General features: G+C 48.0%; 6 protein-coding genes, 1 tRNA gene and 1 rRNA gene. 4 read left to right on the top strand and 4 right to left on the bottom strand.

The genetic code is table 11. The features are described from left to right. Positions 1 to 223: 223 nt before the first annotated feature. On the top strand, positions 224 to 1543 hold the full coding sequence (gene potE / locus AEA42_RS07455; protein WP_055647367.1) for a putrescine-ornithine antiporter: 1320 nt from the start codon (positions 224 to 226) through the stop codon (positions 1541 to 1543). 124 nt (positions 1544 to 1667) lie between these two features. Then, positions 1668 to 2822: a porin gene (locus AEA42_RS07450; protein WP_047534155.1), complete on the top strand. Its 1155-nt coding sequence runs from the start codon at positions 1668 to 1670 to the stop codon at positions 2820 to 2822. A 203-nt stretch (positions 2823 to 3025) separates the two neighbouring features. Here AEA42_RS07450 and AEA42_RS07445 read toward each other — a convergent pair whose 3' ends face one another. Together AEA42_RS07445 and AEA42_RS07440 are read right to left on the bottom strand one after the other, a co-directional pair. Next, complete coding sequence (locus tag AEA42_RS07445; RefSeq protein WP_055647366.1) at positions 3026 to 5371, bottom strand: YgiQ family radical SAM protein; 2346 nt, start codon at positions 5369 to 5371, stop codon at positions 3026 to 3028. A gap of 211 nt (positions 5372 to 5582) precedes the next feature. Beyond that, positions 5583 to 5981, bottom strand: coding sequence for an MAPEG family protein (locus AEA42_RS07440; protein WP_037413796.1), 399 nt, complete (start codon positions 5979 to 5981; stop codon positions 5583 to 5585). Positions 5982 to 6136: 155 nt separating this feature from the next. Between AEA42_RS07440 and AEA42_RS07435 the strand changes: the two genes are divergently transcribed. After that, a complete protein-coding gene (locus AEA42_RS07435; protein ID WP_037413798.1) occupies positions 6137 to 7357 on the top strand; it encodes a threonine/serine exporter family protein in 1221 nt (406 codons plus the stop codon). Positions 7358 to 7528: 171 nt separating this feature from the next. After that, positions 7529 to 9145, top strand: coding sequence for a hypothetical protein (locus tag AEA42_RS07430; protein WP_055647365.1), 1617 nt, complete (start codon positions 7529 to 7531; stop codon positions 9143 to 9145). Between the two features lie 697 nt (positions 9146 to 9842). Here AEA42_RS07430 and AEA42_RS07425 read toward each other — a convergent pair. Continuing rightward, positions 9843 to 9919 (bottom strand) — tRNA-Asp (locus AEA42_RS07425). Positions 9920 to 9955: 36 nt separating this feature from the next. Further along, a 5S ribosomal RNA gene (gene rrf / locus AEA42_RS07420) occupies positions 9956 to 10057 on the bottom strand; the annotation flags it as partial.

Genomic DNA, 10057 nt, shown 5'->3' with positions numbered 1-10057 from the left:
CTCCTGCTGATAATTCATGGTAGTACTGCTTGTTTCTTTGGCGAGAAGAGCGTACCACTTTTAGCAGTTGGCTTCCTCTTCTACACCTTTCCATGAATGTCGCACTTATTATCTGAAATCGGGTGTATTAAATAAATAATTGAATCTGACTGTAGAGTTAATTAACCCCGCTCTACAGTCAATTTCAACCTTCTATAATGAATTATATTATTAGGTCATTATTATGAGTAAATCAGAAAATAAAATTGGCGTTGTCCAATTAACGATTATCACCATAGTGAATATGATGGGCTCTGGGATTATCATGCTGCCCACCCAATTAGCCCAAGTCGGTACTATCTCTGTGCTTTCTTGGCTTGTGACCGCCGCAGGCTCAACCGCGCTGGCTTTTGCGTTTGCAAAATGCGGTATGTTCAGTAAAAAAACCGGTGGTATGGGCGGTTATGCCGAATATGCCTTTGGCCGCAGCGGTAACTTTATGGCGAACTACACCTATGCGGTTTCGCTACTTATCGCTAACGTCGCCATCGCTATCTCCGCCGTGGGTTATGCCGCGGTGCTGCTCGAAGTGAACTTAAGCCCAATGGCTATCTGTCTTGCCACCATTGGCGTGCTTTGGTTAGCCACTGTCGCAAACTTTGGTGGTGCTCGCATTACAGGCCGCGTGAGCAGCGTGACCGTGTGGGGGATTATTCTGCCAGTGATTGGCGTGTCGTTAGTCGGTTGGTTCTGGTTCGACATCGACCTCTATAAAGGTGCATGGAACCCACATGATATGCCGTTCTTCAAAGCCTTAGGCGGTTCTATCGCGATGACCTTATGGGCATTCCTTGGCTTAGAATCGGCTTGTGCTAACTCAGAGGCCGTTGATAACCCAGAGAAAAACGTTCCTATCGCCGTAATGGGCGGAACGTTAGGAGCAGCGCTTATCTATATCGTTTCCACCAACGTGATAGCTGGGATTGTGCCTAACGCCGAACTTGCTAATTCAAACGCACCTTTTGGTTTAGCCTTCGCGCAAATGTTTAACCCTGTTGTGGGTAAAATCGTAATGGCCTGCGCCATTATCTCCTGTACAGGTTCACTGCTCGGTTGGCAGTTCACTATCGCGCAAGTGTTTAAAGCCTCTGCCGATGAAGGTTTCTTCCCTAAAGTGTTCGCTAAAGTCAGCAAAGCAGATGCGCCAATTTGGGGGATGACCATCATCGTTTCGATTCAAACCCTGCTGTCTTTGATGACTATCAGTCCATCACTGAGCAAACAGTTTGAAGCGCTCGTTAACCTTGCGGTGGTAACGAACATTGTGCCTTATATCCTGTCGATGGCAGCCCTAGGTGTGATGCAAAAACAACTCAAGGTGCCAGCCAACAAAGCCCGTGTTGCCAACGTGATTGCGATTATCGGCGCCCTGTATAGCTTCTACGCCCTCTATAGCTCTGGTGAAACTGCTGTGATGTTAGGTGCTATCGTGACCTTCTTCGGTTGGACCATCTACGGGGTGATTTCAAATAAAACCCCAAGCGTTGGGATCAAAGCGGCGTGAGCACAATGCACCTGCGAGTCTAATCCCTTAATAAATAAGAAACTTAACAGCAATCCGTCTTTAGGGACCTTAAGCCACAGTGCTTAAGGTCCCCAGACAAAACTTGCCAAATTTCGGTGGAATGATGAAAAAAACCTGCATAGCGTTAATGCTACCTATGCTGTTGGTGGCCACCAGCAGCCAAGCGATTGAACTCTATAACGATCAAAAAAATTCATTAGATTTAAGCGGTTGGTTAGGCTTCGCGGCACTCAACGACAGCCACGATACCTCAGTAATCGATGACTCCTCCCGAGTACGATTTAGCTTTGAACGCAGCGAGAGAAATGGCTGGACCGCCTTTGCCACCACGGAATGGGGCATCAACATGGTGTCTAGCGATGACAGTTTAGTGATGCAAGGTGGCAAATTGGCCGCCGAAAAAACCGAAGACTTCCTCTACAACCGCTTAGGCTATGTCGGTATGTCACACGATGAATGGGGTAGTCTCAGCTTTGGTAAGCAATGGGGCGCTTACTACGATGTCGCAGGCACAACGGACTTACCGAACGTCTTCGCCGGATATAGTGTCGGTGCCTATGCCTTTAGCGATGGCGGGTTAACCGGAACAGGCCGTGCCGACTCTGCGTTTATCTACCGCAATAGCTTTGGCCCAGTGCAAATCGCCCTACAATACGCCGCCAAAACCAATGGTGATGTCACCTTAAAAAACGACGACGGCAGCGAAATGACTAACTCTGAGCTCAATTTCGACAGCAGTTACGGTGCCAGCCTGACCTACTCACTCACCGATAAATTTAAACTGCTCGCCGGCTTTAATCGTGGCGACTTTGAAGGCCACCTAGGTAACACTCAAGTCGATGAAACCAACGAAATCGTCGGTATCGGTGCCATGTATGGTGATTACTATCACTACGCCGATAACCGCGAAGCCAGCGGTCTCTACGTCGGCTTTAACGCCCATCAGAGTAAGAACAATGAGCTGGTCGGCGGCGAACTCTACGACGCTACTGGCGCTGAGCTGATGACGGCCTATCAATTCGATAATGGCTTTGTGCCTATGATTGTCCTCAGCTATTTGGACTTAGACACAGATGCCAGTACGCCAATCCAAGGCAAATGGACCCGCCAATTCGCCATGCTTGGCCTGCACTACCGTTACAGTAACGACACTGTGATGTTTGCCGAAATGAAGTTAGATTTCAGCAACATGGATGATCCAGCACTCGAAGCACAGGAAGATAATGGCTTTGCGGTAGGGATTAACTACTTCTTTTAGGAATGGAAAGTCTTCATCAGGCTCTCCCGTACATTGAGGGATAGTGGCTCACGTTCCTCATATCCGTGGGCCCATTTGAGACTGAGGTGCGGCGCACGTTCCGTCTACAAACGCTCGCAACACACTCATTGGATGGTACCGCTGGTTTACCATCATCTCTGCGCCACTCCAAATAGATTTACTGGAGTGGCTTTTTTTCACCGTTACTTGGCGTGCTGACGGCCTGAAGAGGCTTTGTTTCCGCGGCCTTGGTGGCCAGCTTTACCCTGCTCTGATTTTCCCTTAAAGCCCGACTGACCAAAAGGAGCCTTAGCTCCCGGACGGCTGCTCTTAGGCTGCTGACCTTGCGTTGCATTCGCCCCAGACTTGGGTCCCTTAGGCTTGCTTGCGCTCGGTTTGCCCTTGGCATCGCCTTTACCCTTTCGCTCATCGAACTGATTGCCCGAGAAACGCGTCAGGGCTTTTTGCCCTTGGTTAGCATCCTTCATCCATTTCGGGCCACGTTCGTTGCGCCCTTCTGGTGGAACAAGGTGATTCGGACTGTTACCAATCAAATCTTCACGTCCCATGGCAATCAAGCCTTCACGGATAATCGGCCAACCCGCTGGATCATGGTAACGCAGCAGCGCCTTATGCAGGCGGCGTTGGCGGCCCTTCTTCGGCACTGGCACTACTTCACTGGTGTGCTTGACGTTTTTCAGCGAGTTAAGCTCAGTGTGATAAATAGTCGTCGCATTGGCCATTGGCGATGGATAGAAGTTTTGCACTTGGTCGAGCTTAAACTTACGCTCCTTCAACCAGAGTGCGAGGTTAAGCATATCCTCGTCGGTTGTGCCGGGATGCGCCGAAATAAAATAAGGGATCAGGAACTGCTCTTTACCCGCTTCCTTAGAAAACTTATCGAACAGCTCTTTAAACTTATCGTAGGCGCCCATGCCGGGTTTCATCATCTTGCTGAGCGGCCCTTCTTCGGTATGCTCAGGGGCGATTTTTAAATAGCCGCCCACATGGTGCTGGACCAACTCTTTGACATAAGCAGGATCTTCAATCGCTAAGTCGTAACGCACACCCGAAGCAATCAAGATTTTCTTAATGCCGGGCACAGCACGAGCAGCGCGGTACAAGTCGATAGTATGTTTATGATCTGTGCCTAAATGGCCGCAAATCGATGGATACACACAGGATAAACGGCGACAGGTTTTCTCCGCTTTTTCACTGGTACAACCGAGGCGATACATGTTGGCAGTGGGGCCACCTAAGTCAGAAATCACCCCAGTAAAACCGGGAACCTTATCCTGAATATCTTTGATTTCTTTGATAATCGATTCTTGCGAACGGCTCTGGATAATTCGGCCTTCGTGCTCGGTAATCGAGCAGAATGAACAGCCACCAAAGCAGCCGCGCATAATGTTGATCGAGGTTTTGATCATGTCATAGGCAGGGATTTTCTCCTTGCCGTAGGCAGGATGCGGCACCCGTTTATAGGGTAAATCGAACACGGCATCCATTTCGTCGGTATTGAGTGGCCAAGCTGGTGGGTTCACCCACACGCCACGGTCACCGTGGGGCTGGAACAACGCCCGCGCACAACCCGGGTTTTGCTCTTGGTGCAAAATCCGCGAAGCATGGGCGTATAAATATTTGTCTTCAGACACCTTTTCAAAGGCAGGCAGCAGCACATAGGTTTTATCCCATGGCTTAGGGCGTGGCGGCTGCACACTGATAGGCTTTGGCGCATCGTTATCGAAAATTTTAACATCCGATGGGCCTGATAAATTGGCGCAGCCCACATCGTCGGCGCCATAGGGGTTCGGGATAGGATCGATCTTATGTAGTTGATCTATCTTGCGAGAATCCATCCCACGCCACTCGGGCATAGGCTCTTTACGGATAACGGCAGTACCGCGCACATCTTGGATATCCGCAATCGCTTCGCCCGCCGCTAAACGACGCGCCACTTCGGCCAGCGGACGCTCGGCGTTGCCGTACATTAAAATGTCGGCCTTGGCATCAAAAATCACGCTGCGGCGGACTTTATCCGACCAATAATCGTAGTGCGCAATACGGCGCAGACTCGCTTCGATGCCGCCGATAATGACAGGCACATCTTTGTAGGCTTCTTTACAACGTTGGGTATAAACCGTCACAGCGCGGTCGGGGCGCTTACCGCCGACATCGCCCGGAGTATAGGCATCATCGCTGCGAATACGGCGATCGGCGGTGTAGCGGTTGATCATTGAATCCATATTGCCGGCGGTAACGCCAAAAAATAGATTCGGGCGCCCTAGCTGCATAAAGGCATCTTTGCTCGACCAATCGGGCTGGGCAATAATCCCGACGCGGTAGCCTTGGGCTTCTAACATACGGCCAATCACCGCCATACCAAAACTAGGATGATCCACATAGGCATCGCCAGTGACGATAATAATGTCACAGCTGTCCCAGCCTAATTTCTCCATCTCCTTGCGGGACATAGGTAAGAAAGGCGCTGTGCCAAAACATTCGGCCCAATACTTGGGATGGCTAAACAGTGTGGATTCAACTTGCATCGATTTTGACCCAAAAACGTAATGTCAAACAAAGGTGCAGACAAAAGCAAGCCGCACCGATTTAGGGACGCGGAGTATAGCAGGCAAACAGGGATAAGTGCGATTAAAAAAACAGCAGCAGAGGTGTTTTTCGGGGTATTTACGCCAATGCGCTTAATACCCCTAAAGTGGCTAAGGATATGGCTTAGACGGCCATTACCTATCCCAGCAGTTACAGACTTTGGGAAAAATGCACTAAGTTGACTAGGGCTAGGCTGATAGTCACCAACCAAGTGAGCAACACGCCCCAAAAACGGCCGAAATGATAACCGCCTTTGCCTTGAGTTAAGCCAATAGCATGGAGTAAACGCGCTACAATCCATACAGTACCAAAGCAGTGCAAATAGAAATGCGCTAAGCCACCCGCCTCGGCCACTAGCATTAAAATCAATACGATGGGCGCATTCTCAATTAGATTTGCGTGCACCCTGTTCGCCAGTGCTAAAGCATCGTTACCGCCGTCACCGAGACCGATTTTTTGGCTTCGTCTTAATTTCACCACTCGATACGCTAAAGCAATGATTAACAACCCAGTCAAGCTGGCGTAAAACCCTGTAACGATTAATGGCATAGCAACTCCCTTTTAATTAACATAAGCGCGGTATACACCGCAAAAATTCAGCAATTTATTTGTATTAAGGTTAAAAGCCATTAACCTTTTAGTGACGAGATAGGTTAATATGCGCGCGCAATCTCTTACAACTTTTTATACAGCGAATAGCCCGATTGGATAACGAACAGTTTCTCGAAAAGCGTAAATTTATCATTAAGCTAGGTAAGGCTTTGCATAAGTTTGGCACACCCGCTTACCGTCTTGAAACCCATTTACAAACCGTTTCTCGGACGCTCGGAATCGAAGGTTATTTTTTAATCTCGCCGACCTCCATGACCTTCGTATTACAACACGATACCGATCAAGAATATAACCATGTTGCGCGGGTAAAACCCGGCGAGTTGGATTTAGGTTCTCTCGCCCGCACCGATGAACTGGTGGATGAACTCACCTCAGGTAAACGCACGCTCACCGAAGCCTTAGACAGGCTAGAGGAAATCGCCAACAAACCCAACCCCTACGGCCCAGCACTAACTTGTTTTTCCTTCGGCACCTCAGCAGCGGCATTTGCCATGTTGATGGGCACAGGGTGGAACGATGTTTTTTGGTCTGGTTTGTTAGGCTTGCTAGTCTATGGCTTTGTATACCGCGCCGAGCGCTCGACTCGCATGGCAGAAGTGTTAGAGCCATTCGCGACGATTGTTTGCGCCATTGCCGCCTGCGCCATTGCCCGCATCGACCCTAATATTAATATTCCGGTGGTGATCCTCTCCTCGATCATCATCTTTATTCCCGGTTTAGCCTTAACCTTGGGGCTTGCTGAGCTGGCGGCACGCGATTTGATTTCGGGCACAGCGCGGATCATGGACGCCAGTATGCTGTTGTTTAAGCTATATTTTGGTGCAGTTTTGGGGATGGCAATTGGTAAAGCCTTCTTCGGTGAGGCCATTTATATCGAACCGGAAGGATTGCCTCGCTGGGCGATTTGGTCGGCGGTGCCCATCCTTTCTATGGCGCTGGTGTTCATCTTTAAAGCACGGATGCAAGATTCGCCTTGGGGCGTTCTAGCGGGAATTGTCGCATTTTTCTCCGCCATGTTAGGTGGGCACTTTTTTGGGGATTCGGTGGGGATCTTTTTTGGTGCCCTAGCCGTAGGAGTTTACTCCAATCTTTATGCCCGTTGGATGAAGGCTCCCGCCTCAATTGCATTGCTGCAAGGCATTGTGATCTTAGTACCCGGCAGTAAAACCTACATAGGGCTGAACGCGCTGATCTCCGGCGAAACTATGCTTAACCAATCCCATATTGGCTCGCAGATCTTTTTGATCTTTATGTCGCTTATCGCCGGACTGATTTTTGCCAACGTCGTAGTACCACCAAGGCGTACGCTATAACATTCATCCTCAGGGCTGGCGCCAACTCCAGCCCTATTCTTAAAATAACCTTATGTAAAATCATAATCTTATTAAAATGTTTACTTGACTAATCGTCATATCCCGTGTGTTATTAAATTGTGAAGCAGCAGAACCTTAAGCTGTCGCCATCCAGTTTACGGGAGTGGTTTTATGCAGAAGTTTACCCTGTATGCATCGATTCTACCTTGTTGCCTCTGTGGTCTAGTCAACCTAGCCACAGCGGATGAGGTTGCGCCCAAAACCACCTCGGATCAAGCCCCAAAAAAGGTTAGTAAGATCATCGTTGTAAGCAATCCTATCTTCGACGAGTCAGATCCCGATGCATTTTTTATCCACCGTTGGGCGAACTATCTGCATATAAATACCAAGGAATATGTGGTTCGCGATAAGCTTACCTTTAGCGAAAACGATACGGTCACCCAAAAAGATCTCGATGAGTCTCAACGTTTATTGCGCGCCGAACCCTATATTCGTGATGCCAAAGTTTATACAAGTGAGAAGGATCCCCAAACGGATTCTCCCCTCGAAGATGAATCCATTATTATTGAAACTTGGGACAACTGGTCGCTACTGCCAACGGCCAGCTTTAGCAGCTCAGGAGGTGACACTCGTTATTCCTTTGGCGTAAAAGAAGATAACCTTCTAGGTACTGGCATTCGCACCCGCTTAAAGTATCAATCTAACGAATCCCGCACTGGCTATAAGTTTGCCTTTGAGGCACCCGTGAGTTTTATTGATCACGGCATTGTCGCCGCTGAATTTTATGATAATAGTGACGGCCAAGCTAAACATGTGTACGTGAGCAAGCCTTTCTATTCATTGAATACTGAGACCATGTACTCGGCCGAGTTTTTAGATGATAGCCGCACCGATATTTTGAGACAAAATGGGCAAGAGGTGAACGAGTTTGCCCACACTGTCGATTACCTTAATTTGCAATATGGTTGGTTACTCAATAGAAGCAACGACAATCTGTCTCGCTTTATTGCTGGCTTTACCCAAGACAAACACGAGTTTGCCAATTCAGAGGTGTATCCCAACTCAGCGTTACCACAAGATAGGGACTTTATGTATCCCTGGGTTGCCTATGAATATGTTCAAGATGATTTTCAGATACTCAACAACGTGCACCTGATCCGTAATAATGAAGACTTTAACTTAGGATGGCATCACTATATCCAACTCGGTATTGAAACCAATGATATCGGCGACAATAACCCAGTGGGTTACCACCTTAAATGGCAAACCAGTAGGGGTTATAAATTTGATGAACATCTTTGGTTACTGGAAATGGGCGCGACCAGCACTCTAGGCACCACACAAAAAGACACTTTTCAGGCTAATGTACAAGCGGAATACTTCTATCAAATCAATCCTAAATGGATTGCCTATGGCAAAGCTTGGGCAAGCCTATCCAATAATACCTATCTCGATCTAACTCAAGGACTTGGGGATGAAACTGGAGTACGAGGTTATCCCAACGAATATCAACAAGGGGATAACCAATGGTTATTTACCGCCGAAATCCGCAATTATCCGAATATCAACTTATACCAATTAGCCGAACTCGGCTGGGCAGTCTTTGCGGATGTAGGCCAAGCCTCTGGCGGCCCCTTAGCCGACAATAACGAAGTCAACGGCCCGCTAGGTAGCATAGGTATTGGCGCGCGGATTTATTCATCTAGATCCAGTTATGGCAACGTCGCCCATATCGATTTTTCGGTACCTTACACGGGGGGCGATTCAGTAAACAGTTGGGAATGGTGATTTTTAGTCAAACAAAGCTTTTAAGCTATTTAGTTGACAGAATATTAGCCTTAGAGACGCTATAAGCCAGTTTAAATCAGGCCGATAAGAGCGCTCCCTATGGCTCACTTTTAGTGATTTTTAAGTAGGCTATATTCTTCTAATCACTAAAGGGGTATTTATAGTGATCAACAAAATTGGATTATCATCTCTGCAATTACTTCAGCCTTTAACCGCTTTTTAGTCGAGTATTTTCATTCTCAAGTTCATTTAAGCAAACCACTGACACTGTCCCGATACCACTAAATTTAGCTCGCCATTGAAACCAGCCAAATCAAATATCTCATCAGTTCATAGCCTTACAGGTATTTCAATTCGAGGCGCATAACGCAGAAAGAGTTATTCCATTTTAAGTCAATCCCACAGGAAGCAGGATGCCTTTAAAGCTGTCAGGTGTTCACTGCATGGTAAAGCGCTTATACTGCGATCGAGGCTTTTGGCAGAGCCCATTATGCCTTCAAGCCTTCACCTTGCCTAAAGTGCTTTGTACTCCGCGAAATGAACAGATATTGAATACGATTGGTATGGTACATCACACAGTGATGCGCTCATAAATGAGAGGGATAAATGCTGCAGAACAGGATTCCGCGACAATTTAAATAGATAAATTCCAAAGACGAAAAAGCCCTAACATTGCTGTTAGGGCTTATCGAAATGTTGGCGGAGCGGACGGGACTCGAACCCGCGACCCCCGGCGTGACAGGCCGGTATTCTAACCAACTGAACTACCGCTCCTTTAACTTAACGTTTGCACATTAAGCTAAATTAGGCGCTTGGCGATGACCTACTCTCACATGGGGAGACCCCACACTACCATCGGCGCGATTGCGTTTCACTTCTGAGTTCGGGATGGGATCAGGTGGGACCACAATG

Origin of the sequence: Shewanella sp. Sh95 (assembly GCF_001308045.1) — a bacterium.
GTDB lineage: Bacteria > Pseudomonadota > Gammaproteobacteria > Enterobacterales > Shewanellaceae > Shewanella > Shewanella xiamenensis.
This window is presented reverse-complemented; position numbering and strand designations above follow the sequence as displayed.

Excerpts from the sequence above, each read along its gene's own strand:
- potE (WP_055647367.1), top strand. The coding sequence starts at position 224 with ATGAGTAAATCAGAAAATAAAATTGGCGTTGTCCAATTAACGATTATC.
- AEA42_RS07450 (WP_047534155.1), top strand. The coding sequence starts at position 1,668 with ATGAAAAAAACCTGCATAGCGTTAATGCTACCTATGCTGTTGGTGGCC.
- AEA42_RS07445 (WP_055647366.1), bottom strand. The coding sequence starts at position 5,371 with ATGCAAGTTGAATCCACACTGTTTAGCCATCCCAAGTATTGGGCCGAA.
- AEA42_RS07440 (WP_037413796.1), bottom strand. The coding sequence starts at position 5,981 with ATGCCATTAATCGTTACAGGGTTTTACGCCAGCTTGACTGGGTTGTTA.
- AEA42_RS07430 (WP_055647365.1), top strand. The coding sequence starts at position 7,529 with ATGCAGAAGTTTACCCTGTATGCATCGATTCTACCTTGTTGCCTCTGT.